This is a genomic window from Pseudoxanthomonas sp. CF385 (genome assembly GCF_900104255.1).
Classification (GTDB): Bacteria; Pseudomonadota; Gammaproteobacteria; order Xanthomonadales; family Xanthomonadaceae; genus Pseudoxanthomonas_A.
On record NZ_FNKZ01000002.1, the window covers coordinates 446,984 to 471,926 of the forward strand.

The window sequence follows — 24,943 nt, forward strand, 5'->3', positions numbered from 1 at the left end:
CACCGGAGCACGCCATGGAAAACTTCGAACAGGTTCGCGGCCACCTGAATTCATCCGGCTACAAGGTCACCATGCACGACCCGTTCGTCGCCTGCGTGGAGTTGTCGCTGGGCAATGGCAAGCGCCACCAGGCGATCTTCCTGTCCGAGTTGGGCAACGACGATGAGCGCGGCTACCTGCGCGTGAGCACGGTGATTGCGCCGATGACCGGCATCGACGCCAGGCGCGCCCTGACGTTCAACTGGCAGAGCAGCGTGGGTTACCTCGCCATCGGCGAACTCGACGGCGTGCCGTACCTGCAGCTGTGCGAGAACCGCCCCTACGAGAGCCTCAACCCGGCGGAAGTGGACCGCCTGGTGCTGGAGATCGGCGGCCTCGGCGACAGCATGGAGCGTGCGCTGTCCGCGGAGGGCGACCTGCTGTAACGGCGCAGGCCATCGGACAAAGAGAAACGCCGGGCATCGCCCGGCGTTTTCCGTTTCAGCGCATGGGCGGAAGCGTCATGCCCAGCCGATCGCTTCCAACAGGCGCAGCAGTCCGTAGGCGAGGCCGCCGGCGGCCGGGATGGTCAGCACCCACGCCCACAGGATGCGCTCGATCACGCTGAACTTCAGCGCACGCGGATTCTTGGCGAAGCCCACGCCCATGATGGCGGTGGAGATGCTGTGCGTGGTCGAGACCGGCATGCCGAAGTGCGCGGCCACCGTCAGGATCGTGGCCGAGCTGGTTTCCGCGGCGAACCCGTTGATCGGGTGCAGCTTCACCATCTTGTGGCCCAGGGTCTTGATGATCTTCCAGCCGCCCGAGGCCGTGCCCAAGGCCATCACGATGGCGCAGGTGATGACGATCCACATGGCGATGTCCTGCTCGCCGGCGCTGCCCGGATGCAGGAACGCCAGCCAGCCCGGCAGGTTGTCGAGCGCGCCGGTCGCCTCGGCGCCGAACAACGTCAGCGCGATGATGCCCATCGTCTTCTGCGCGTCGTTGTGACCATGCGCATAGCCCATGTAGGCCGCCGACAGGATCTGCGCCTTGCCGAAGAACTTGTTGACGAAGTGCGGTCGCGCGAGGCGACCCAGCCAGCCGCCGACCCGCGCCAGCAGCACGATCAGCCCCCACAGCGCCACCATCACCACGATGCCGAGCAGGAAGCCCGCCACCGGCGAGGTGATCATCGGCAGCACGACCTTCCACAGAATGCCCTTATTCTGCGTCCAGTCGCCGGCCGCCTGCGACCAGATCAGCGCCGCCCAGTCGTTGTGCGCGGCGGCGAGCGCGGCACCGCACAGGCCGCCGATCAACGCGTGCGAGGACGAGGACGGCAGGCCCTTCCACCAGGTGATCAGGTTCCAGATGATCCCGCCCAGCAGCGCGCACAGGATCACCTGCGAAGTGACCTGCACCACCTGGGTATCGATCAGCCCGGACGCGATCGTCTTGGCCACTGCGGTACCGGTCAGCGCGCCGATCAGGTTCATGCCTGCGGCGAGCATCACCGCCTGGCCAGGCGACAGCACCTTAGTCGCGACGACCGTGGCGATGGAGTTGGCGGTGTCGTGGAAGCCGTTGATGAACTCGAAGACGAGCGCGGCGAAGATCACCACCAGCACGAGGGTAAGCATGGGCGCGACCCGTCAGCTGTTCTTGAGGACGATCTGGTACGCCACCACGCCGGCCTCGCGGCAGCGGTCGATGGCCTTCTCCAGGATCTCGAAGAATTCCTTCAGCAGGAACATCTGCAGGTGGTCCAGGCGACCGGAGTAGATGTCGCGGTACAGCTCCAGCATCAGGCGGTCGGCCTCGTTCTCGATCGCGCGCAGCTTCTCGTTGAGCGAGGTCATGCGATCGATGTTCATCTTCTTGATCTCGTGGACCATCTCCACGACCACGGACGCCGCCTGCTCCAGCATCGCCGCGCGCGGCGCGAAGTCGATGCCGTCCAGATGCTGGATGGCCAGCGAATAGCGGTCGGCGAACTTCTCGACCTGCTTGGGGATCTTGTACAGCGCCGAGCCCAGCGCCTCGATGTCCTCGCGCTCGATCGGGGTGATGAAGCTGTCCACCAGCGCCTTGCCGATCTTGTCCGAGGCCGCGCGCTCGCGCAGGCGCGCCAGCTTGAAGGCATCGAGCGCCGGCTGGCGGTCGGTGGCCTTCATCATGGTGTGCAGGGCCTTGGTGCTGTCGTGGGCGGCTTGGGCGGCCTCGTCCAACAGCGTGTAGAACTGCTGGCCGGAGCCGAAGATCGTCTGGAGGGAGAACATCAGGCGGTCCCACCGTCACGGGATGGACGGCTTCAAGGGCGGAATTATGACGGTTTCATGACTCTGGCGGACAGCCCGGCGCCCGGGCCGGTACCGGCACCGGGGCGCCATTAGCCAAACGTCTCGTTCAGCTTCGCATCTTGTCCACGGGACCGTTTGCTAAACTCGCGCCGCGCCCCTTGGGGTGCATCCTATGGACGACGACCCTACTCCCCCCCACTGTCCCCCGCGACAGACCCCGCCCGCCTCGCCGGCCCTCCACCCTATTGACCGGGAGGCGCCGTGCTCGAGTTGCTGATCGTCGCCTTCCTGATCGTCATCAATGCCTTCTTCGCACTGTCGGAGATGGCCCTGATGACGTCCCGCAAACTCAAGCTCAAGCAGATGGCGCAGGAGAGCCGGGGCGCCCGTGTCGCGCTGCACCTGGCCGAGCATCCCGACAACCTGCTGTCCACCGTGCAGGTGGGCATTACCGGCCTGGGCATCCTGACCGGCATGTTCGGCGGTGACGCCATCGGCCAGATGATCGCGGCCTGGCTATCCGACGTCTGGCCCGGCGCCCAGCGCTATACCAACCCGATCGGTGTCGGCACCGCGGTGACCCTGATCACCGCCAGCTCGGTCATCTTCGGCGAACTGATTCCCAAGCGTCTCGCGCTGACCAACGCCGAATCCATCGCGTCCGTGGTCGCGATCCCGCTGGACTGGCTGTCGCGCATCGCGCGCCCGGTGGTGTTCGTGCTCGGCGCGATCAACCGCGGCGTGCTGCGCATGCTCGGCATCCGCGACGACAACCGCGCGGCGGTGACGGAAGAGGAAATCCGCATGCTGGTGACCGAGAGCCACGAGCAGGGCGTGATCGACGCCGACGAGCGCAACATGGTCAACCGTGTGCTGCGCCTGGGCGACCGCACCGCCGACAGCCTGATGACGCCGCGCAAGAAGATCGTCTGGCTGGACGCGGCCGCCTCCTACGAAGACAACCTGCAGACCATGCACGAGTCGGCGTTCTCGCGCTTCCCGGTCTATCGCGGCAGCGACCAGGACGTGGTCGGCGTACTCGAGGTGAAGTCGCTGCTGCCGGCGCTCGGCGCCGCGCGACCGGACCTCTTCATCAAGCTGCGCGAGCCGCTGTTCGTGTCCGAGTCCACCCATGCGATGAAGCTGCTGGAGATCTTCCGCGAAGAGCAGCAATCACTGGCATTGGTGGTCGACGAATACGGCGAGATCCAGGGCCTGGTGACGCAGAGCGACCTGATGGGCGCCGTGGTCGGCCGCCTGCAGGCCGCGGAGCACAACATCGATGAGGCCCCGCTGGTCGTGGTCCGCGAAGACGGCTCGCTGCTGGTCGACGGCTCGCTGCCGAACGACGACCTGCGCGAACTGCTGGGCGGCGTCGCCCTGCCCGACGACGACGAGTACAACACCCTCGCTGGCATGATGATCGAGCGTTTCGGCCGCATCCCGCACGTCGGCGAACAGCTCGAGTGGGCCGGCTGGCGTTTCGAAGTCGTCGACCTCGACGGCGCGCGCATCGACAAGCTGCTGCTGCAGAAACTGCCGGAAACCGACGGCGAAGACCTGGCGGTCTGAGATGTCAGATGAGCCACAGCGCCACACGAGCACCGGCGCCCTGCTCGAAGAGTTCGCCACCGGCGATCCCGACGAGGTCCTGCACCTGGGCGACCTGCTGAAGGATTTCGGCCCGGCCGCATTCGGCCTGCTGCTGTTCATCGGCCTGCTGCCCGCCTTCATTCCCGTTCCCGGCGTGGGCGGTGCGATCGGCGGCCCGATGGTCATCCTGGTCGGCGCGCAGCTGCTGGTCGGCATGCGCAAGCTCTGGCTGCCCGCCTTCCTCGCCCGCCGCGGCCCGCATCGCGGGACGGTGATGCGTTTCCGCCAACGCATGGCCCCGTGGCTGCGCCGGCTGGAGAAGCTGGTGCAGCCGCGCATGCCGGCCTTGCTCGACAACCGCCTCGCGGTCTGTTTCACGGGCCTGCTGCTGGTGTTGCTGGGCGTACTGCTCGCACTGCCGATCCCGTTCACCAACTACGTGTTCGGTTTCCTGCTGTTGCTGTTCGCGCTGGCGCTGCTGGAACGCGATGGCGCACTGATGCTCGTGGCCTGGGTGGCCGGCAGCATCGCCGTGGTCGTGTTCGGCTTCCTGTCGGGCAACCTGGTGGAATCGCTGGCCCGGCTGGTCGATAGCTGGTTCTGACGTCAGGATCGTATGGTGTGGGAGCGACGTCAGTCGCGATGACGTCCCACCCTCCAGAAAAGCGCGCGACTCACGTCGCTCCCACAAAGAACCTCGGGGTACGTGGGTCAGGCGATCAGCTGCGTGAATTCCGCCGCCGTGACCGGATAGCCCAGCCAGTAGCCTTGCGCCAGGTCGCAACCGCGCTCGCGCAGCAGGTTGAACTGGCCCTCCTTCTCGACCCCTTCCGCCACCACCGTGATCCCGAGCGAATGGGCCATCGCGATGATCGCGGTGGTGAGCGCCAGATCGTCGGGGTCACGCAGCATGTCGGCGATGAAGCTGCGATCGATCTTCACGCCATCCACCGGTACGCGGCGCAGATGGCTCAGGCCCGAAAAGCCGGTACCGAAGTCGTCCAGCCACACTTTCACGCCGGTGCGGTGCAGGGTGGCGAGCAACGCACTGGCGTGCGCCTCGTCGGCGATCACGGCGGTCTCGGTCAACTCCAGGTGCAGGCGCGAGGGCGGCAAGCCGGTGTCGCGCAGGCAGTCGGCGACCACGTCGGGCAGATCGCCGCTGCGCAGCTGCCGTGGCGACACATTGACTGAAACGAACAGCGGATCCAGGGCGTCGCGGTCGGTACCCCAGCGCGCGGCGGCGGCGCAGGCCGCCCGCAACACGCGCGGACCGATGCTTTCGATCAGTCCGCTCTGTTCGGCCACGTCGATGAAGACCGACGGCGCCACCATGCCCAGTTCCGGATGCTGCCAGCGCAGCAGCGCCTCCGCACCGATGATGCGGCTGTCGGACAGGCGGAAGACCGGCTGGTACATCAGGCTCAGTTCGCCGCGCTCCCAGGCGCCGCGCAGTTCCTGCTCCATCCGCACGCGCCGCTCCACCGCCTGGTCCATCGCGCGGCTGTAGAACCGGTAGCAGTTCTTGCCGGCCACTTTCGCCTGGTACATGGCGATGTCGCCGTTCTTCATTAGCGCGGTGGCGCCCGAGGCGTCCTCGGGGAACAGGGTGATGCCGATAGACGTGCCCAGGAACACCTGGCGTTCCTGCACGACGATCGGGCGGCCCAGTTCGGCGACCAGCTTCTCGGCCAGACGGGTGGCGCTGCCGCGCACATCGCCGTCCTGGATCAGGATGACGAACTCATCGCCGCCGAAACGCGCGAGCAATGCATCGTCGCCACCCAGCAGCTCCACCGCGTCGCGGATGCGGTGCGCGAACTGCTGCAGCACTTCGTCGCCCGCCTCGTGGCCCAGGGTGTCGTTGACGCGCTTGAAGTCGTCGATGTCCGCGAACAGCAGCGCCAACTGGCGACCCGCACCGCGCAGCATCATCAGCCGATGGTCAAGGCTCTCGCGGAAGGCCAGCCGGTTGGTCAGGCCGGTCAGCGAATCGGTGTAGGCCATGCGGCGCACATCACGATCGTGCCGGGCGATGCTGTCGCTCATGGTGCCGAAGGCGCGCACCAGTTCGCCCACTTCGTCCTGGCGGGCGCTGGCCATCCGCTCGCCGTTGTAGTTGCCCACCTCGATATCGTGCGCCGCGCGCGCCAGCTGCCGGATCGGCCTCACCAGCGTGCGCTGCACGTACAGCATGATCGCCACGCTGACGCCGGCCAATGCCGCCAGCAGCAGCGCGATCCAGCCGAGATGGCGTGCACCGAGTTCGTTCAGGCGCGCGCGCGCGGCGGCGATCGCCTTCTCTTCGTAGGCGCGCACCGAGGCCACGGAATAGCCGACACGCACCCCGCCGATGCGCTCGCTGCCGATCATGATCGGTTCGGAGACATCGACGATCTGCGTCGACCACTGGGTATGCATGGCCCGGGCGTTGATCGCCTCGTAGGCCAGCGGATCGGTCATGGTCTGGCCGTACACGGCGATGTCGGCCGTGCCGTCGTGGATGATGCGGCCCTGGTTGTCGTAGACGAGCACGTAGCTGACGTCGGGCTCCTTCTGGGCCGAACGCACCAGCGCACCGACCCCGTCCAGATCGAAGTAGTACAGGGGGTTCGCCAGCGCATCCGCGAGCTGGTCGACCGTGGCCTCGCCGTGGCGGCGCAGGCTGTCCTCCACCATGCCGTGCATCGCATCGCGGCCGAGGTCCGCGACTTCCTTCTGCATCACCTTCTGCCGGTGCAGCAGCGTCGCCACCAGCGCGATGACCACCAGCAGCATGACCGCCATGGCGGCCAGGAAACGCGCCTGCAGGCCGAAGCGCAGCGCCTTCATTCCACCTGCTCCCTGACGCGGGCCACGCCGCGGCGCAGGCTGTCGAGCGCCTGCTGCGAAGCGGGGTCGACGGGCATGAAGCGGGTCGTGCGGAAGAACACGTTGAGCGCATCGCGCGCGGCGGGATCGTTGGCGGCCTCGAGCAGCACTTCGCGCAGGCGCGCTTCCACCCTCGGGTCGAGGTCGCCGCGAACCATCTCCAGCGCGCGCGGGAAATCCTGCGTTTCATGGATCACGCGGAAGTCGCGGCGGAACGCCGGCGGCATGCGGCGCACGTCGTCCCAGTCCAGGTTGCTCACCACCCCGGCGTCGACCAGGCGTTTGTGCACCCAGGCCGCGATGTTGAGCTCGGAACGCGCGAACACGTAGCCGACCGAATCGGCCGAGGGCCGGTCCATCGGCGAAAGCAGGATCTCAAGGCGCTGGCCGGCATCGAGCAGGGCCGTCGCCGGTGCGAAGTAGGCGCTGGTGGAAGCCGTGTTCTGGAAAGCGACCGTGCGCCCTTCCAGGTCTTCCAGCCGCTCCAGCCCGCTGTCGCGCCGGACGAAGAACACGCCGTGGTAGCGGCTTACGCCGCCGCGCTCGGTGAGCAGCAGCGGGCGGGCGCCGGCGCGTTCCTGCAGGCGCATGCCCGTGCCGGCGGTTTCGGTGACCCAGTCCACGCGCCCGCGGCGCAGGTAGCTGGTCATCTGCTGGGTGTCGCGGGCCATCAGGATGCGGCCCTCGGTGATGCCCACGTCCCGCATGCGCGGAATCACGTAGTCGAGCAGCGGCTTGAGCTGCTCGTAATGCGCCTTGGGATCGTCGCTGATGCGCCCCAGGACCAGGACGCGGTCGTCGCCGGCCGCACTGGCGGGCGCGATGATGGCGGGAATCAGCGCTGCGCCGATCGCGGCCAGCGCCAGGCTGAACCAGGTTGTACGCAACGATAGGAGCCCGCCGAAACGATGGCGGCAGCCTATCGGAAATCGTGTGAGTTAGACAGCCGTCAACCGCCCGCGCCGCCCGCCAGGCGGGCCATCCGCTGGGCGTCGGCCAGGATGCCCCGCAGCAACCGGACCTCCTGCTCGTTGAGCGCCGCCTTGTGGAACAGCCGCCGCAGTTTGCGCATGGCCGAATCGGGGGTCCGGCCCTTGTGGAAGTCGATCGCGTCCAGGGTGTCGCCCAACTGGGCGTAAAAGCCCTCCAGATGGGCGTGGCTGGCCGGTGCCTCATCGGGCGCCGCGTCGGCGGCCGGTACGGCGAGCGCCCGTTCCAGCAGGGCCATCCGCAGTTCGTAGGTCAGCACCTGGACGGCGGCCGCCAGGTTCAGCGAGCTGTAGTCGGGATTGGCCGGGATGTGGACCGCGGCCTGGCAGAGCTGCAACTCCTCGTTGGTCAGGCCGGTGCGTTCCCGACCGAACACCAGGGCGACCTCGCCGCCCCCTTCCGCGCGCCCGACCGCCTGCGCCGCCGCCTGCCGGGGCGCATGTTCTTCCAACTGGACGCGGCGGCTCCGGGCCGTGCAGCCCATCACCAGATGGCAGTCCGCGACCGCTTCGGCCAGCGTGGCCACGACGGGCGCGGCCGCGAGCACATCGTCCGCGCCCGCTGCACGCCGGAACGCCTCGTCCGCCGGGTACTCCTCCGGCGCCACCAGCACCAAGCGCCCGAGTCCCATGGTCTTGAGCGCGCGGGCCGCTGCGCCGATGTTGCCGGGATGCTGCGTGCCCACGAGCACGACGCGGAGACGGGCGGCAAGCGCCGCGGGAACGGGATCGGTGACGGCGGTGCCGATGGCAGGAGGGGGCGTGTTCATGGGGTCAGATGGTAAACTGCGCGGGCCGGCCGCTGCGCCGTGCTGCTCTTTTCCACTTGTTCGCCCGCCCCACGCCTGTCCGAGGTCCGTTCGCATGCAGAAGCCCGTCGTCACCGTCATGGTCAAGGCCGCCCGCCTTGCAGGCAACGTGCTGTTGCGGAGCATCAACAAACTGGACGCCCTGAACGTGGTGCAGAAGGAGCGGATGGACTACGCGAGCGAAGTGGATTCGGACGCCGAGAAGGTCATCATCAAGGAGCTGCGCCGGGCTTACCCGGACTATGGCTTCGTGGGCGAGGAAAGCGGCGCGCAGATCAATGGCCGCTACACCTTCGTGATCGACCCGCTGGACGGCACCAGCAACTACCTGCGTGGCTTCCCGCACTACTGCGTGTCGATCGCGCTGGTGGACAACGGCGAACCCACCGACGCGGTGATCTTCGACCCGCTGCGCAACGACCTGTTCACCGCCAGCCGCGGCGCCGGCGCGCAGCTCAACGAGCGGCGCATCCGCGTGGCCGACCGCAAGGAACTGGCCGGCGCCATGATCACCACCGGGTTCCCCCCGCGCGAGCGCGCCCGTGCCGGCGCGCAGCTGGAATGCGTGCGCGAGCTGCTGGTGCATGCCGAGGACATCCGCCGCACCGGTTCGGCCGCGCTGGACCTGGCCTACGTCGCCTGCGGACGCTCGGATGCCTATTTCGAAGCCGGCGTGAAGGACTGGGACATCGCTGCCGGCGTGCTGCTGGTGCGCGAGGCGGGCGGCAAGGTCTGCGACTTCCGCGGCGCCGCACTGGGCAAGATCGACGGCCGCACCGCCCTGCCCCGCCAGATCGTCGCCGGCAACCTCAAGGTGGCCGAAGCGCTGCAGAAGACCATCGTCTCGTCGGGATACGCGGCGGCGTTCAACGCCTGAGAGCCGACACCGCTCGGCTTGATGTAGGAGCGACGTGAGTCGCGACCGGAAACCGGGCCACTCCTCAGACATTAGGTAATGCAGTCGCTTGGTCATGTCGACTGTCGTCGAACCGGTTGAACGTGCCGATCTGGCCGTGCGGTCGCGACTCACGTCGCTCCTGCAGAAACGACAGCAACAAAAAAAGGCCACGCATTGCGTGGCCTTTTTCGTACCTGATGGACGGCGCTTACGGACGACGCGCCAGCGCCACTTCGTCCTTCGCCTTCGGCATCAGGTCCTGCTTGGTGACCTTCAGGAAGCCGATGGTCAGCAGCGGGCAGGCCACGAAGATCGAGGAGATCGTACCGATCACGATGCCGATCATCTGCGAGATCGCCATGCCTTCCAGCGAACCGCCGCCGTACAGGTACAGCGCCAGCACGGTCAGGAAGGCCACGAACGAGGTGATGATCGTGCGCGACAGGGTCTGGTTGACCGAACGGTTCAGCACTTCCACCGGATCCACGCGCAGGCTGCGGAAATTCTCGCGCACGCGGTCGAACACCACGATGGTGTCGTTGATCGAGAAGCCCATCACCGACAGCAGACCGGCCAGGATGGTCAGGTCGAACTCGCGGCCGGTCAGCGCGAAGAACCCCGCGCAGATCAGCACGTCGTGCAGGGTGGTGACGATCGCCGCCACGGCGAACTTCCACTCGAAACGGAAGCCGATGTAGATCAGGAAGCCGGCAACCACGAACAACAGGGTGTACAGGCCGTTGAGGGCCAGTTCCTTGCCGATCTGCGGGCCGACGAACTCGCTGCGCATGATGGTGGCGGCGTTGCCGTCGTGGGAGGCCAGGCGGACCACGTCCTGCGCGGTGCGGTTGGTCGCATCGGCCGCGTCGGCCGCGGCGGCGCTTTCCTCGCGCGGCTGCAGGCGGACCAGCAGGTCGCTGCCGGTGCCGAAGGTCTGCACCTGCGCGCTGCCGTAGCCGGCGGACTCCAGGCGCGAGCGCACCTGGTCCACGTCCGGCGGGTTCTGGAAGCGGAGTTCCACGACCGTGCCGCCGGTGAAGTCCAGCGCGAAGTTGAAGCCCTTGAAGGCGATGGCGCCGATCGCGACGGCCGCCAGGATCACGGCGACGGTGATGGACACCCACCGCATGCGCATGAAATCGATGCGGGTGTCGTTCGGGACGAGATGCAGGGGAAAGAGTTTCATGGTTCGTGTGCTCTCGTCAGATGGCCAGCGACTTCAGCTTGCGGCGGCGACCGTAGATCAGCGTGGCCAGGCCGCGCGACACGGTGACCGCGGTGAACACCGAGGTCAGGATGCCGATCACCATGGTGATGGCGAAGCCCTTCAGCGGGCCGGTGCCGAACGCGTACAGCGCCACGCCGGCCAGCAGTGCGGTCATGTTGGAGTCGAAGATGGTGCCGGAGGCCTTCTCGTAACCGGTGGCGATCGACGCCAGCGGCGGGACGCCCGCCCTGAGCTCTTCGCGTATGCGCTCGTTGATCAGCACGTTCGCGTCCACCGACATGCCGATGGTCAGCGCCAGGCCGGCGAAGCCGGGCAACGTCATGGTGGCGCCGAACAGCGACATTACGGCGACCACCATCACCAGGTTCAGCAGCAGCGCCACGCAGGTGATCAGGCCGAACATCCGGTAATAGACCAGGAAGAACGCCAACGCGAAGATGAAGGAATAGACCACCGCCTTGGTACCGCGGGCGACGTTCTCGGCGCCCAGGCTCGGGCCGACGACGCGCTCTTCGATGAAGTCCATCGGCGCGGCCAGCGAACCGGCGCGCAACAGCTTGGCCAGATTCTCCGCTTCGGTCTTCTCCAGGCCGGTGGTCTGGAAGTTCTTGCCGAACACACCGGCGATGCGGGTCGGCGCGAGCGCTTCCTCGCGCACGCGCACGCTGCGTACTTCCTTGCCATCGACGATGGCCACCGTCGGCACGCGCTCGATGTAGACGACCGACATCAGCTTGCCGACGTTGGCGCTGGTGTAGTCGAACATGCGCTGGCCGGCGATGTTGTTGAGGGTCACGTCGACCGCGGGCAGGCCGTTGTTGTCCACGCCGACGCGGGCGTTGACCATCTCGTCGCCCGAAGCCAGCACGCGCTTGTTCAACAGCACCGGCCCGGCGTTGTCGCGGAGCTGGAAGACCTTGGCTTCCGGCGGGATGCGACCGCTGGCGACCGCGTCGGCGGCGTTGCCCTCGACCACGGCGCGGAACTCGAGCGTCGCGGTCGCGCCGATCAGGCGCTTGGCCTCGGCGGTGTCCTGCACGCCCGGCAGCTGCACGACCACGCGGTCGTTGCCCTGGCGCTGGATGATGGGCTCGGACACGCCGATCTCGTTGACGCGGTTGCGCAGCGTGGTCAGGTTCTGCTCGATCGCCTCACCGGCGATCTGGTCCAGTTCCGCCTGCGGCAGGCCGATGATGATCTGGTTGCCGCTGGTCTGGTACGACAAACCGGTGCCGGGCAGCGCGTTGGCGCTGCCGCGCGCGCTCAGCGTTGCCGCCAGCACCTTCTGCGCCGCCGCAGTGTCCTGGCCGTCGGCCAGTGTCACCACGATGCTGTTGTCGGCGCGGCGCTCGACCGCGGTGTAGCGCACGCTCTTGTCGCGCAGGGTGACGCGGGTGTCTTCCAGATAGCCGTCGATGCGCTTGTCCAGCGCGGCCTTCTGGTCCACCTGCAGCACGAAATGCACGCCGCCCTGCAGGTCTAGGCCCTGCACCATCGGACGCGCACCGAAGTTGGCCATCCAGTCCGGCACGGTCGACGCCAGGTTCAGCGCGACCAGGTAGTCCTCGCCCAGCGCCTTGCGCAGGGCGTCGTTGGCCTTGGTCTGCGCATCCAGGCCCGGCAGGCGCACCAGCATGCCGGCGGTCTCGGACTCGATCGCCTTGGGCTGGACGCCCGCAGCCTTCAGCGCGGTATCCACGCGGCCGCGCAGTGCGGCGTCGATGGCGAAGCCGCGGTTGGCGGTGATCTGCACGGAGGGATCCTGCGGGTACAGGTTGGGCAGCGCATACAGCGCGCTCGCCAACACGACGATCAGGATCAGGACGTATTTCCAGCGTGGGAATTCAAGCATCGGGGCGACCCGCACAGGCCCTTCCCGGGCATGCGCTCAGCAGTGGTTCGGAATGGAACGGGGAACCGTCCCGCCGCGCGGGCGACGGAACGGGATGGATCAGGCGGACTTCAGCGTGCCCTTCGGCAGCACGTTGCCCACGGCGGCCTTCTGCACGCGCACGCGCACGTTGTCGGCCACTTCGATGGTCACGAAGTTGTCGCCGATGTCGGTGACGGTGCCCGCGATGCCGCCGGAGGTGATGACTTCGTCGCCCTTGGACAGCTTGTCCAGCATGGAGCGGTGCTCCTTGGCGCGCTTCATCTGCGGGCGGATCATCAGGAAGTACATGACGGCGATCAGCGCGATCGGCATCAGCAGGCCGAAGCCGCCCATGCCCTGCTGGGCCGGAGCGGCCTGGGCGAACGCGGGGGCAACGAAGAAATCAAGCAGATTCATGGACTTGTCCAGTCGGTATCGTAAGCAGCCGGGGATTATGCCACGCGCCGGTGGGGCCCGTCCGGGCATCCCCCTGGCCCGGACTGGAAAAGACCGCCCCGGCGCCGGATGGTTCCCCGGCGGGCGGCAGGTCCCGGGTCAGAGGGCCGGTGCCGCGACCCCGCGGGCGGCATAGAACCCCTCCCGGAACGCCCGGAACCGGCCTTCCGCGATCGCCGCCCGCATCTGCGCCATCACCTGCTGGTAGTACCAGAGGTTGTGCAGGGTGCCGAGCATCGGGGCCAGCATCTCGTTGCAGCGGTCCAGGTGGCGCAGGTAGCTGCGGGTGAAGCCGTTGCGGCAGGCATAGCAGCCGCAACCCGGCTCGATCGGCTGCAGGTCGTGCTCGTACTTCGCGTTGCGGATGCGCACCGTGCCGAACGAGGTGAAGTAGTGCCCGTTGCGCGCATTGCGGGTCGGCATGACGCAGTCGAACATGTCCACGCCCCGCGCCACCGCTTCCACCAGATCCTCCGGCCGGCCGACGCCCATCAGGTAGCGCGGCTGGTCCGACGGCAGCTGCGGGCAGGTGTGTTCGAGCATCGCGTTGCGCTCGTCCTCGGTCTCGCCGACAGCCAGGCCGCCGATCGCGTAACCGTCGAAACCGATCGCCTTCAACCCATCCGCCGAACGCGAACGCAGGTCGTGGTGCACGCCGCCCTGGACGATGCCGAACAGCGCGGCGTCGTTGCCTTCGTGGGCGCGCTTCGAACGCTCGGCCCAGCGCAGCGACAGCTCCATCGACCGCTCGATCACGCGCTTGTCCACCGGCTTGCCGTTGACGTTCACCGGCGGGCATTCGTCGAAGATCATCACGATGTCGCTGTCCAGCACCTTCTGGATGCGCATGCTTTCTTCGGGGCCGAGGAAAACTTTCGCCCCGTCCACCGGCGACGCGAACGTCACGCCCTGCTCGGTGATCTTGCGGCGATGGGCCAGCGAGAACACCTGGAAGCCGCCGGAGTCGGTCAGGATCGGCTTGTTCCAGCGCGCGAAGCCGTGCAGGCCGCCGTGATCGCCGATGACCTCCAGCCCCGGCCGCAAGTACAGGTGGAAGGTGTTGCCCAGGATGATCTCGGCGCCCAGGTCCTCGACGTGTTCGGGCAGGATCCCCTTCACCGACCCGTAGGTACCCACCGGCATGAAGGCCGGCGTCTCCACGGTGCCGCGCGGGAAGGTCAGCCGGCCGCGGCGGGCCGCGCCGTCGGTCGTCAGCAGGTCGAAGGAAAGCCGGCTCACGCGGCCACGTCCGGGAACAGGAGCATCGCGTCTCCGTAGGAGAAGAACCGGTACTGCTCGCGTACGGCATGGGCGTAGGCGGCCATGATCCTGTCCTTGCCGGCGAACGCGCTGACCAGCATCAGCAGCGTGCTTTCCGGCAGGTGGAAGTTGGTGACCATCGCATCGACGCTGCGGATGCGGTAGCCGGGGAAGATGAAGATCTGCGTCTCGCCGGCGAACGGCTGCAGTTCGCCGGCGCCGGCTTCCGTGCGGCGTGTCGCGGACTCCAGGGCACGCACGACCGTGGTGCCCACCGCGATGACGCGGCCGCCGCGGGCACGCGTCGCACGCACCTGTTCGACCAGCGCGGCGCCGACGTTGAGCCACTCGCTGTGCATGTGGTGCTCGTGGATGTTGTCCACGCGCATCGGCTGGAAGGTGCCGGCGCCGACGTGCAGCGTCACGTGGCCGAACTCCACGCCGCGCTCGCGCAACGTGGCCAGCAGCGCATCGTCGAAGTGCAGGCCGGCGGTGGGTGCGGCCACCGCGCCCAGCTCGCGTGCGAACACGGTCTGGTAGCGTTCGTCGTCGTCCTGCCCCGGCGCACGCTGGATGTAGGGCGGCAACGGCAGGCGTCCGGCCTTCTGCAGCCAGCTCTCCAGCGCGCCCGGCACATGGAAGCGCAGCTGGTAGAACTCGCCGTCGCGGCCGACCACTTCCGCCTCGCCGCCGGCATCCAGTTGGATGCGGCTGCCGGGCTTGGGCGACTTGCTGGCACCGACCTGCGCGCGCGCGGCGTTGTCCGGCAGCAGGCGCTCGATCAGGATCTCCACGCGCCCGCCGCTTTCCTTCTGGCCGAACAGGCGGGCCGGGATCACCCGCGTGTCGTTGAAGATCAACAGGTCGCCGGACTGCAGCCATTCGGGCAGGTCGCGCACGTGGCGGTCCACGAACGGCGCGTCGCCCGGCGGCACGACCAGCAGCCGGCTGGCGGAACGCTCCGGCAGCGGCGCCTGGGCGATCAGCGCCTCGGGCAGCTCGAAATGGAAATCGGACTTCTTCACGGTCGGGGCCTTGCGGGGGGCGTCATTGTACGTGACCCGCCCGCAGGCCTTGCCCGGGCTCAGCGCTCGAACTTGGTCGACAGCACGATGGACGAGGTCGTGCGCTCCACGCCGTCGAGGGCGCCGATGCGGTCGGTCAGCACGTCCATGTCCCCCACGCTGGGCACTGCGCCGACCGCGATCAGGTCGTGGCTGCCGCTGATCGAGTGCAGCACCCGCAGCTCCGGCATGGCGCGCAGGGCGGCGACGACCGAGGTCATCTGCTTCGGGTGCACGGCGATCATGATGTGGGCGCGCAGGTGGCTGCGGTCGTACTCGTCGTGGACGCGCACCGTGTAGCCGCTGATGACGCCCTCGCGCTCCAGGCGCTCGATCCGGCTCTGCACCGTGGTCCGCGACAGGTTCAGGCGACGGGCGATCTGGGCCGTGGAAGCGCGCGCGTTCTCACGGAGCACTGAGAGCAGTTGCTGGTCGGCATCGGTGAGCTTCATGCAGGCGGCTGGTTTCGTCGAATCGACGAAATATCCATGAATTTCGCGCAGATCACAACTGTCAAGCGACGAGTTTATCCAGATAATAGGGGTTTGCCCTTTCTGCCGGAGCTGTCCCATGGCCCTGACCGACGCCCTCGCCCCCCTGCGTGCCCACACCGGCCAGCGCCTGACCCACGGTCTGGACGATGCCGCCGTTGAACGCTTGGCCAAGGGCCACCCGGACCTGGTGGCTGTCATCGAGGCGGCCGCCGCCGAACACGCCCGCCTGAAGGACGAGTTCGCCGAACTGTTCGACCTGGACGAAGCCGAGCAGCTGCGGGCCGTGCAGGCGGGCTACGTCAACTTCTACGCCGACGACGCGATCAACCCCTACATCGCGCTGGCCGCGCGGGGCCCGTGGGTGGTCAGCCTCAACGGCGCGGTGCTGTACGACGCCGGCGGCTACGGGATGCTGGGCTTCGGCCACACGCCGGCCGCCGTGCTGGACGCGATGGCGCGCCCACAGGCGATGGCGAACATCATGACCCCCAGCCTGTCGCAGCTGCGCTTCGACCGCGCCCTGCGCAAGGAAATCGGCCACACCCGCGGCGGCTGTCCGTTCGCGAAGTTCCTGTGCCTGAACTCCGGCTCCGAATCCGTCGGCCTGGCCGCGCGCATCGCCGACATCAACAGCAAGCTGATGACCGACCCGGACGGCCGCCACGCCGGCCGCACCATCAAGCGCATCGTGGTGAAGGGCAGCTTCCACGGCCGCACCGAGCGCCCGGCGCTGTATTCGGATTCCTCGCGCAAGTCCTACCAGCAGCACCTGGCCAGCTACCGCGGCGAGGATTCGGTCATCGCCATCCCGCCCTACGACGTGGACGCGCTGAAGCAGGCGTTCGCCGATGCCGAAGCCAAGGGTTGGTTCGTCGAAGCGGTGTTCCTGGAGCCGGTGATGGGCGAAGGCGACCCGGGCCGTTCGGTGCCGCCGGCGTTCTACGCCGCCGCGCGCGAACTGACCCGCAGCCACGGCAGCCTGTTCCTGGTCGACTCGATCCAGGCCGGCCTGCGCGCGCACGGCGTGCTGTCCATCGTCGACTACCCCGGTTTCGAAGGCCTGGACGCGCCGGACATGGAGACCTACTCCAAGGCGTTGAACGCCGCGCAGTACCCGCTGTCGGTGCTCGCCGTGAACGAGCGCGCCGCGGGCCTGTACCGCAAGGGCGTTTACGGCAACACGATGACCACCAATCCGCGTGCGCTGGACGTGGCCTGCGCCACCCTGGCCCAGCTGACCCCGCAGGTGCGCGAGAACATCCGCAAGCGCGGCGTCGAAGCCGTGCAGAAGCTGCAGCAGCTGCAGGCGGAACTCGGCGGCCTGATCACCAACGTGCAGGGCACCGGCCTGCTGTTCTCCTGCGAACTGTCGCCGGCCTTCAAGTGCTACGGCGCCGGCTCGACCGAGGAATGGCTGCGCCAGCAGGGCCTGAACGTCATCCATGGCGGCGCCAACTCGCTGCGCTTCACCCCGCATTTCGCCATCGACGGCGAAGAACTCGACCTGCTGGTCGGCATGGTGGGCAAGGCGCTGCGCGAAGGCCCGCGCATCAGCCAGGCCGCGGCGGCCTGACGATCGCCAGCGTTTCATGAAAAAGGCGAGCTTCGGCTCGCCTTTTTCTTTTCTGCAACCGACCTTCTTGGATCACGGCTTCTGGGTGGCGAAGCGATCCAGCGAGACCTGGATCAACTCCTTCGCTTCCTTCGCATCGCCGTAGCCGTTGAGCTGCACCGGATTACGGCCCTTCGGCAGGTCCTTGTAGACGCGGAAGAAGGCCTCGATGCGCTGGCGTTCGATCTCCGGCAGGTCGGCCAGGTCGCGGATGCCCGCGTAGGTCGGGTCGATCTTGTCGGTCGGCACGCCGATGATCTTCTCGTCATGCTTGCCATCGTCGAGCATGCGCAGCACGCCGATCGGCCGGAACTTCACCAGCACGCCCGGATGCAGCGGCTCGCGCGTCAGCACCAGCGCGTCCAGCGGATCGCCGTCGCCGGCGAGCGTGCGCGGCATCGAACCGTAGTTGGCGGGATACGCCACCGGCATCGACTGGAACCGATCAACGAAGACCAGCCCTTCGTCGTTGATCTCGTACTTGGTGAAGCTGCCGGCGGGGATCTCCACCGCCAGCAGCACCTCTTCCGGCGCCGCCTTCGGCTGCTGGGCGAGGAACGGGTGGCGGATGTGCGCTTCACGGGCGGAGGCGCTCGCGCAGAGAAGAAGCAAGGCGACAGCGGCAACGTGCTTCATGGTCGACTCCTGGTAGAGGGAAACCGTAGAGCGGAGCTTGCTCCGCTGCTTTTTGCGATTGGTCGGTGACACGTGAGAACAGCAGCCGAGCGAGCTCGGCTCTACAGCGTCGGGTTTACTCCCAGCACCGGTCGGCGCGGCCCTTCGGGGTCTCGGCGCGGGTGCAGGTACGCTCTTCGATACGGCCTTCTGCGTGCTCGACAAGCTGCTTGCCCGCCGCGCCACCATCGACAAGATCGAAGGCGTCGTAGAGGCGGCCCGTCGCCGTGCGTGCTTCGTAACGCAGACGCGGCCCGTCGAAGCGCAGCACCTGGAAGAGCTGGGTGTCCTCGGCGACCGGCCGCATCGTCTTGCGCGCCTGGTCGGAGAGCCGGTACTGCTTGGCGCCGGCGACGGACACGACGAACACCGGTGTCGGCGCTTCGTTCTTGAGACGGCCGTAGACGTGGTCATGACCCTGCAGTACGAGGTCGACCTTGCGCTTGCGGATCACCGGCAACAAATTCTGGCGCAGCAGCACGTTGTCGCGCCCTTCGCGCGGGGAGAAGAACGGCTGGTGCGTCATCACGATGCTCCAGCGGTGCGGATTCGAGGCCAGCGCCTGGTCCAGCCACGCCGCCTGTGCCTTCGCCGTGCCCAGGTCGAGCGCGGACGTGCCGTCGATCACCACCACGCGCACATCCTGGTAGTCGAACCAGTACGTGGTGCGCTTCGCTTGCGCCACGCCGTTGCCCGGCAATGCGAACGTCACCGGCCAATGCGCACCGAGCACGCGGCGTTCCTGCGGCGTGTCCTCGAACTCCTCGAAGTATTCGTGGTTGCCTATTGCCGGCGCGACGACCAGCGAGGTCGGCAGCACTTCGTTCGCTTCGAACCACTCGCCCCACTCGGTGTCGTCCTCGCCGTCGCCGCCGCTGACCAGGTCGCCGGCGAACAGCGCCAGGCGCGCATCGGGCGCGGCCCGCATCGCCTCGCGCACGACCCGCGTGGTCAGGCTGACGTTCTTGTTCTGGGTGTCGCCGAAGTACAGCAGCGTCAGCGGCGCGTTGGCGGCGGCGGCCGTGCGGGTGTGGTGCCACGCGCTCCAGGTACGGTCGCCCTGCACGCGCCAGGCGTACAGCGTGTCCGGCTGCAAGCCATCGACGTCCACGCGATGGTGGTGGGCTTCACCGTTCTCGGTCTTCAGCGGCGTGCTGGTCGCGTGGATGCGGCGCGGCTCGCCCATGTCGGGCGAGTCCCCGGCGACGACGATCTCGAGCAGGGGTGCGTCGACTTTGGCATCCGTGCGCCACGCGACGGAGAGACCCTTGGCGGCTTCCTGCGCGGGCGAAGCCACGATCCGGTCCGGAAAGCCGCTCGGCGCGTAACGCATGACGCCCTTCGGCACGCGCGTGTTCGGCTCGGGCTGGCGCACCGTCGCTTCCTGCGCGAACGTCGTCGCGCAGGTCCCCAGCAACAGCACGGCCAGCGCCCACTTCAAGCCCACATCCCCTGCACGCTTCATTCGACGCGGCACTCCGGCAGCGACAAGGCCTTGGCGATGTCGCGCCAGTCGAACGCCGCCACCGCCTGGTCGTCGTCGACGGCGTAGAACGCACCCTGCGGGAAGCGCGCATCGGCGCTCTGGTCCAGCCACACGCCATCGGTGTTCGCGGTCTTGTTGCCGGCGAACGCGCCCTTGTAGGCCAGCGTCGCGCGATCGAACACATGGAACACGCTGCGGTCCTTGAACTGGTCGGTCGCGATCCAGTAACCGGTGCCGCCCGCGCATTGGGCCAGCGCCATGCCCTCGGCCTGCGCCTTGAACAGGTCCGCGCCGATGTCGCGACCGCGATACGTGCCGTCCAGGCCGTATTCGCGCAGGCGCGTGCCGACGGCGACGTCCTCCTCGGCCAGCAGCAGGCGATCGTTCGCCGCATCGCCGAACACGGATTCCGCGATGCGGATCGCACCCGCTTCGCCGGTGTCGCCGAACGTGCCGGCCAGCGTGGCCCTCCAGCCGCCTTCGGCGCGCTGCAGGTGGTAACGCTTGAAGCGCTGGCCCAGCTCGGCCAGCGGCGGCGGTGCGTCCTCGTTCTGCGGCGACATGTAGTTGTCGCTGACGATGACCTCGTACGCGTCCTTCTGCGGGCGCACCCACAGGCCGTACGGCTGCTTCAGCTCGTCCGCGCCGAACACGAGCAGCGGTTTGAAGTCGGGCAACTGGAACACCTGCACCCGCCGGTTGTCGCGCTCGACCACCAGCACCAGGTCGTCGATCACCGCGATGCCGTTCGGCCGCTGCATCTGGCCGAGTTCGGTGCCTGGGCCGGATACCGTGCGCAGCGGCTTGCCGGTGCTGCCGTCGAACACGACCAGGCGGTGCGTGTCCTTGGCGGTGGCGATCAGCCAGCGCGTGCCGTCGGCCGCGCGCCAGCTGGCCGGCGAATCGACATTCTCGGCCGGGGTCGCCGGCGTGATGAAGGCTTCGGGCACGACGACATGCGCGATCTTCGCCTCGCTCAGCAGCGGATCCTTCTCGACGTTCTCGTCCGGCTCTTTCTCGCGTGCCGGCGTCTCGGTCGCCGCGGCGGTCGCGGCGGGCGCTTCGGGTTTTCCGCCGCATGCGGCGAGCAGGAAGGGAATCGCAAGCAAGGCAAGGCGTGGTTTCACCGGTGTTCCCATGACATGAAGGCGTCAACAAACTGCCATGTTCTACGCAGGCGCCATGACATTTTCGTGTCAGCGCACTGCACGCGGATACCTGTCACCGCACGGGAACCTGCCTGTCATGTTTCCGCCACGTGACGTGCTTACAAAGTGCCGTTTACTTTCGTCACGGGGACGACACACGATGAAACGCAATGCCTTGGCCGCCTCGCTCGCGCAGGCGCTGTTCTGCGCTGCCCTGCTTCCGGCCAGCTTCGCCGCCACCGCCCAGAACCAGGCGCCGGACGCCGGCACCGCCGGCGATCCCAAGCAGCTGGACACAGTGGTGGTGCAGCCGGAGATCACCTACCGCGACCGCACCGACGACATCGCGCCCACCCTGGTCTACGACCTGGAGTACTTCCAGCGCTTCGAGCCGAACACCGTGGGCGACATGCTGAAGCGCGTGCCCGGTGCCGGCTTCGTCGGTTCGGACATCATGGAGTACGACGGCGTGCAGCTGCGCGGCCTGGGCGGCGGTTACACGCAGGTGCTGATCAACGGCAAGAAGGTACCGGGCGCCGGCGACGACCGTTCGTTCTACGTGGACCGCATCCCGGCGGAGATGGTCGACCACATCGAGATCAAGCGCAGCGCCAGCGCCAACCGCAGCGGCGACGCGATGGCCGGCGCGATCAACATCGTGTTGCGCGATGCCTATGAATTCACCGGCAGCTACATCCGCGTCGGCGTGAACCGCTGGGACGATGGCGAGGTCAACCCGACCTTCGGCGCCGTCACCTCGTTCGAGGCCCTTGGCGGGCGCCTGCTGGCCGGCGTCAACGTGCAGGACCGCTACCGCGCCAAGACCAAGCGTTCGGACCGCTTCACCGACAACACGCGCGAAGAGAAGGTCAGCTGGGAAGACCAGACCGAGGTGAAGGACGGCCGCGATTACTCGGCCAACCTGTCCTACACCGCCGACGTCGGCGAGAACGGCCGCTTCAGCATCGACGGCTTCTACGTCAAGACCGATCGCGACGTCACCGAGGTGTCGTTCGAAGAGGAACTGGACGACGACGAGACCATCAACATCCGCGTGCCGGGCCTGGATCCGTACGACCAGAAGAACTACGGCGTGGGCGCCGAGTACAAGTTCGACATGGCCGGCGGCACCACCGCCGTGAGCCTCGACTACGCGCGCTTCGAGAATTCGCAGGCCACCACCGAAGGCGAGCACGTCTACGTCAGCGGCGCCGAGAACTGGGACGACACCTGGAGCATCCCGGCCGACGCCGAGTGGGACGAGACCGCCTACGGCGCCGAGTCGGTCTTCGCCAAGGACGCCGAAACCGGCTTCACCGTCAGCCACGTCCGCCCGGTGGGCGGCGCCGAGCTGGAGTTCGGCGTGGACTACCGCAGGAAGAAGCGCGAAGGCCTGGTCGTCAGCTACGAGTGGGAAGCCGACGACGAAGACCAGACCCCGGCCTCCCTGGCGGACTACGACCTGGACGGCAGCGTCGCCTCGGTGATCGAAGAGAAGCGCCTCGACCCGTACATCATGCTCAGCGGCAAGGGCGAGGCGTTCTCGTGGGAAGCCGGCCTGCGCTACGAGACCACCAAGTCCGATGTCGAGTACCTGGAAGACGAAGAGAGCGAAGGCCGCGTCAGCAAGGATTACAACGAACTGCTGCCGTCCGTGAACCTGCGCTGGAGCCTGGGCGATGCGGACCGCGTCAGCCTGTCGCTGGCGAAGACCGTCAAGCGCCCGAATTTCAACGAGCTGCTGCCCGCCCTGCTGGACGGCGAATTCGGCGACAACGACTACATCGGCAACCCGGACCTGGAACCGGAAACCGCCAACGGCCTCGACCTCGGTTTCGAACACCGCCTCGGCCGCAAGGGCGTGGTCGGCCTGAATTTCTTCTACCGCGACGTCAAGGACCTCATCGAGATCGTCAACACCGGCGAGCCCAGCGAGGAGATGCAGGACACGTGGGAAGAGATGATCGAGGACGGTGACGCCGTCGACCTGGCCGATGCGATGGCGCAGGAACCGGCTTCGAGCTGGCTCTACACCTCCTCCAACGTCGGCGACGGCAAGGTCTACGGTTTCGAGTTCGACGTGTCCACCCCGCTGTCGGCGATCGGCCTCGAGAACACCGGCATCTTCGCCAACTACTCGTGGGTGAAGTCCAAGGTGGACGACTTCCTGGGCGAGCGTCGCTTCAACGACCAGGCCAAGTCCGTCTACAACATCGGCTTCATCCACGACCTGCCGGCGCTGGGCGCCAGCTTCGGCGCGACCTACCGCAAGCAGGGCGATGCGTACACGCGCGTGCTCGGCGAGGAAGTCGTCATCCGTTACGGCGGCGAGCTGGACGTGTTCGTCGAGAAGCGTTTCGGCAAGAGCGTGTCGGTGCGCCTGAGCGCCAACAACCTGCTGGATGCGAGCAAGGACGAGTTCTTCGACAAGTTCAACACGCTGCAGGACCAGATCGACCGCGACTACGACGAGTACGAGCTGGAATCGGAAGAAGCCGGCCCGAGCTACCAGGTGGTCATGCGCTGGGCGTTCTGATCGTCCAGGCCACATGCAGCAGACAGGAAGCCGGCGCATGCCGGCTTCCTGCTTTGTGGGGCCACGGCATTTGATGCAGACTTCCTGCATCTCCCGCCGCCGCACCCCGCCCCGCCATGAAAACCGTCGAAGTCCGCCATCCCCTCGTGCAGCACAAGATCGGCCTGCTGCGTAACGCCAGCCTCAACACCAAGGATTTCCGCGAGCTGGTGACCGAGTTGGGCACGCTGCTGGCCTACGAGGCCACCGCCGACCTGGAACTGGGCGACGAAACGATGGCCGGCTGGGCCGGTGCGGTGACGGTGAAGAAGATCGCCGGCGCCAAGATCACCCTGGTGCCGATCCTGCGCGCCGGCCTGGGCATGCTGCCGGGCGTGCTGGCGCTGATCCCCACCGCACGCGTCAGCGTGGTGGGCCTGCAGCGCGACGAGGAAACCCTGCAGCCGGTGCCCTACTTCGAAAAACTGACCGGTCGGCTGGAGGAGCGCGACGCGCTGATCCTGGATCCGATGCTGGCCACCGGCGGCACCCTGATCGCCACCATCGACATGCTCAAGCGCGCCGGCGCGAAGCGGATCAAGGGCATCTTCCTGGTCGCCGCGCCCGAGGGCCTGAAGGCGCTGGAAGCGGCGCATCCGGATGTCGAGGTCTATACCGCCGCCATCGACGAGCGCCTCAACGACAAGGGCTACATCCTGCCCGGCCTGGGCGACGCCGGCGACCGCATCTTCGGCACGCGAATCGGCTGAGCAGGAGCAGCGGAGCAAGCTCCGCTCTACGCCGCCAGCGGGCGGGCGTGCAGTTCGGCGACCTCGTGGGCGACGCCGAACTTGCCCTTCTCGTCGCGGGTCACCTGCGCCAGCGCACAGCCCGGGTCGTGGGTGAAGAACAGATGGACATTGCGCGCCAGCTTGTCTTCCAGGAAGGCGCGCTTCTCGTCGATCAGCAGTTCGGCGTTGCGGTCGTAGCCCATGGTGATGGGCACGTGCACCCAGGAACGGCCGGGGATCAGGTCGGCGCAGAACACCACGCCACCATGCGGTTGCCCGTCGGGGCCTTCCGCGCCCAGCACCTCGGCCAGCATCAGGCCCGGCGTGTGGCCATCGCTGAAGCTGAAACGCACGGTGTCGGCCAGCGCCTCTGAATACTCGCCGGACACCCGTTCCAGCCGTCCGCTGGCTTCCAGCAACGGCTGCAGTTCCGGAATGAAGCTGGCGCGATCGCGCGGATGCGGCTTCAGCGCGCGCTGCCAGTGGTCGGCGCCGACGACGAAGGTGGCGTTGGGGAACAGCAGCTCCGGCGCGCGTCCTTCCTGCCACGGCGCGAGCAGGCCGCCGGCATGGTCGAAGTGGAGGTGGCTGAGCACCACCACGTCGATGTCCTCGTGGGAGAAGCCGGCCTCGCGCAGCGAATCGAGCAGGACGTGGCGGTCTTCCTGCACGCCGAAGCGTGCGCGCATCTTCGGTTCGAAGAAGGCGCCGATGCCGGTTTCGAACAGCACGGTCTTGCCGTTGAGCGACTGCACCAGCAGCGCGCGGCACGCCAGCTCGATGCGGTTCTCCGCATCGGGCGGCGACCACTTCTCCCACATGGCGCGCGGCGCGTTGCCGAACATCGCGCCGCCATCGAGTTTCTGGGAGTTGCCCAGCAGCGACCAGAGTTTCATGGC

At 67.5% G+C, this 24,943-nt stretch carries 22 protein-coding genes; 7 read left to right on the plus strand and 15 right to left on the minus strand.

All coding sequences use genetic code 11. The features are described from left to right. Nucleotides 1–14 precede the first annotated feature (14 nt). Entirely contained in the window at nucleotides 15–425 is a 411-nt protein-coding gene (locus BLT45_RS12275) for a hypothetical protein (protein WP_093300342.1), read from the plus strand. A gap of 75 nt (nucleotides 426–500) precedes the next feature. Here the strand turns inward: BLT45_RS12275 and BLT45_RS12280 are convergent, their stop codons facing one another. Together BLT45_RS12280 and BLT45_RS12285 are read right to left on the minus strand one after the other, a co-directional pair. Beyond that, nucleotides 501–1,622, minus strand: a complete 1,122-nt coding sequence (locus tag BLT45_RS12280) for an inorganic phosphate transporter (protein ID WP_093300344.1) — start codon at nucleotides 1,620–1,622, stop codon at nucleotides 501–503. 12 nt (nucleotides 1,623–1,634) lie between these two features. After that, a complete protein-coding gene (locus BLT45_RS12285; protein WP_056878267.1) occupies nucleotides 1,635–2,261 on the minus strand; it encodes a DUF47 domain-containing protein in 627 nt (208 codons plus the stop codon). Between the two features lie 282 nt (nucleotides 2,262–2,543). Between BLT45_RS12285 and BLT45_RS12290 the strand changes: the two genes are divergently transcribed. Together BLT45_RS12290 and BLT45_RS12295 are read left to right on the plus strand one after the other, a co-directional pair. After that, complete coding sequence (locus BLT45_RS12290) at nucleotides 2,544–3,854, plus strand: hemolysin family protein (protein WP_093300346.1); 1,311 nt, start codon at nucleotides 2,544–2,546, stop codon at nucleotides 3,852–3,854. Between the two features lies 1 nt (nucleotide 3,855). Further along, nucleotides 3,856–4,479, plus strand: a complete 624-nt coding sequence (locus BLT45_RS12295) for an exopolysaccharide biosynthesis protein (protein WP_093300349.1) — start codon at nucleotides 3,856–3,858, stop codon at nucleotides 4,477–4,479. Between the two features lie 107 nt (nucleotides 4,480–4,586). Here the strand turns inward: BLT45_RS12295 and BLT45_RS12300 are convergent, their stop codons facing one another. The 3 genes from BLT45_RS12300 to BLT45_RS12310 all read right to left on the minus strand — a co-directional run bounded on the left by BLT45_RS12300 (nucleotide 4,587) and on the right by BLT45_RS12310 (nucleotide 8,505). After that, complete coding sequence (locus BLT45_RS12300) at nucleotides 4,587–6,707, minus strand: putative bifunctional diguanylate cyclase/phosphodiesterase (RefSeq protein WP_093300351.1); 2,121 nt, start codon at nucleotides 6,705–6,707, stop codon at nucleotides 4,587–4,589. Continuing rightward, nucleotides 6,704–7,585 carry a phosphate/phosphite/phosphonate ABC transporter substrate-binding protein gene (locus BLT45_RS12305; RefSeq protein ID WP_093301998.1) on the minus strand — a complete coding sequence of 294 codons (882 nt, stop codon included), beginning with the start codon at nucleotides 7,583–7,585 and terminating at the stop codon, nucleotides 6,704–6,706. The genes BLT45_RS12300 and BLT45_RS12305 overlap by 4 nt, the downstream gene beginning before the upstream one ends. Before the next feature lie 110 nt (nucleotides 7,586–7,695). After that, the gene (locus BLT45_RS12310; RefSeq protein ID WP_093300353.1) at nucleotides 7,696–8,505 is read right to left on the minus strand and encodes an RNA methyltransferase; all 810 of its coding nucleotides are present in this window, start codon (nucleotides 8,503–8,505) and stop codon (nucleotides 7,696–7,698) included. A gap of 94 nt (nucleotides 8,506–8,599) precedes the next feature. Between BLT45_RS12310 and BLT45_RS12315 the strand changes: the two genes are divergently transcribed. Further along, entirely contained in the window at nucleotides 8,600–9,421 is an 822-nt protein-coding gene (locus BLT45_RS12315) for an inositol monophosphatase family protein (RefSeq protein WP_093300355.1), read from the plus strand. A gap of 229 nt (nucleotides 9,422–9,650) precedes the next feature. Here BLT45_RS12315 and secF read toward each other — a convergent pair whose 3' ends face one another. From secF to BLT45_RS12345, 6 genes are all read right to left on the minus strand, one after another. Continuing rightward, nucleotides 9,651–10,628: a protein translocase subunit SecF gene (gene secF / locus BLT45_RS12320; RefSeq protein WP_093300358.1), complete on the minus strand. Its 978-nt coding sequence runs from the start codon at nucleotides 10,626–10,628 to the stop codon at nucleotides 9,651–9,653. A gap of 16 nt (nucleotides 10,629–10,644) precedes the next feature. After that, nucleotides 10,645–12,522 (minus strand): protein translocase subunit SecD, encoded by a 1,878-nt coding sequence (secD, locus tag BLT45_RS12325; protein ID WP_093300360.1) that lies wholly within the window; start codon nucleotides 12,520–12,522, stop codon nucleotides 10,645–10,647. Between the two features lie 99 nt (nucleotides 12,523–12,621). Further along, nucleotides 12,622–12,960, minus strand: coding sequence for a preprotein translocase subunit YajC (gene yajC, locus BLT45_RS12330; RefSeq protein WP_093300363.1), 339 nt, complete (start codon nucleotides 12,958–12,960; stop codon nucleotides 12,622–12,624). A gap of 138 nt (nucleotides 12,961–13,098) precedes the next feature. After that, nucleotides 13,099–14,238 (minus strand): tRNA guanosine(34) transglycosylase Tgt, encoded by a 1,140-nt coding sequence (gene tgt / locus BLT45_RS12335; protein ID WP_093300365.1) that lies wholly within the window; start codon nucleotides 14,236–14,238, stop codon nucleotides 13,099–13,101. Next, entirely contained in the window at nucleotides 14,235–15,284 is a 1,050-nt protein-coding gene (gene queA / locus BLT45_RS12340; protein WP_093300367.1) for a tRNA preQ1(34) S-adenosylmethionine ribosyltransferase-isomerase QueA, read from the minus strand. Before queA ends, tgt begins: the two co-directional genes overlap by 4 nt. A gap of 59 nt (nucleotides 15,285–15,343) precedes the next feature. Further along, nucleotides 15,344–15,775 carry an Lrp/AsnC family transcriptional regulator gene (locus tag BLT45_RS12345; RefSeq protein WP_093300369.1) on the minus strand — a complete coding sequence of 144 codons (432 nt, stop codon included), beginning with the start codon at nucleotides 15,773–15,775 and terminating at the stop codon, nucleotides 15,344–15,346. Between the two features lie 118 nt (nucleotides 15,776–15,893). Here BLT45_RS12345 and BLT45_RS12350 point away from each other — a divergent pair, with 118 nt between their 5' ends. After that, nucleotides 15,894–17,390, plus strand: a complete 1,497-nt coding sequence (locus tag BLT45_RS12350; RefSeq protein WP_093300371.1) for an aminotransferase class III-fold pyridoxal phosphate-dependent enzyme — start codon at nucleotides 15,894–15,896, stop codon at nucleotides 17,388–17,390. A gap of 72 nt (nucleotides 17,391–17,462) precedes the next feature. On the opposite strand, the gene BLT45_RS12355 is transcribed toward BLT45_RS12350, so the two are convergent. The 3 genes from BLT45_RS12355 to BLT45_RS12365 all read right to left on the minus strand — a co-directional run bounded on the left by BLT45_RS12355 (nucleotide 17,463) and on the right by BLT45_RS12365 (nucleotide 20,717). Further along, nucleotides 17,463–18,065 (minus strand): inorganic diphosphatase, encoded by a 603-nt coding sequence (locus BLT45_RS12355; RefSeq protein WP_093300373.1) that lies wholly within the window; start codon nucleotides 18,063–18,065, stop codon nucleotides 17,463–17,465. Between the two features lie 115 nt (nucleotides 18,066–18,180). Further along, nucleotides 18,181–19,569, minus strand: coding sequence for a purple acid phosphatase family protein (locus BLT45_RS12360; protein WP_093300375.1), 1,389 nt, complete (start codon nucleotides 19,567–19,569; stop codon nucleotides 18,181–18,183). Next, a complete protein-coding gene (locus BLT45_RS12365; protein ID WP_254771878.1) occupies nucleotides 19,566–20,717 on the minus strand; it encodes a phytase in 1,152 nt (383 codons plus the stop codon). The genes BLT45_RS12360 and BLT45_RS12365 overlap by 4 nt, the downstream gene beginning before the upstream one ends. A 181-nt stretch (nucleotides 20,718–20,898) precedes the next feature. Between BLT45_RS12365 and BLT45_RS12370 the strand changes: the two genes are divergently transcribed. After that, nucleotides 20,899–23,274: a TonB-dependent receptor plug domain-containing protein gene (locus BLT45_RS12370; protein WP_093300380.1), complete on the plus strand. Its 2,376-nt coding sequence runs from the start codon at nucleotides 20,899–20,901 to the stop codon at nucleotides 23,272–23,274. A gap of 116 nt (nucleotides 23,275–23,390) precedes the next feature. After that, nucleotides 23,391–24,023, plus strand: coding sequence for a uracil phosphoribosyltransferase (gene upp / locus BLT45_RS12375; protein ID WP_093300383.1), 633 nt, complete (start codon nucleotides 23,391–23,393; stop codon nucleotides 24,021–24,023). Nucleotides 24,024–24,049: 26 nt separating this feature from the next. On the opposite strand, the gene BLT45_RS12380 is transcribed toward upp, so the two are convergent. Further along, entirely contained in the window at nucleotides 24,050–24,940 is an 891-nt protein-coding gene (locus tag BLT45_RS12380; RefSeq protein WP_093300386.1) for an MBL fold metallo-hydrolase, read from the minus strand. Nucleotides 24,941–24,943 lie beyond the last annotated feature (3 nt).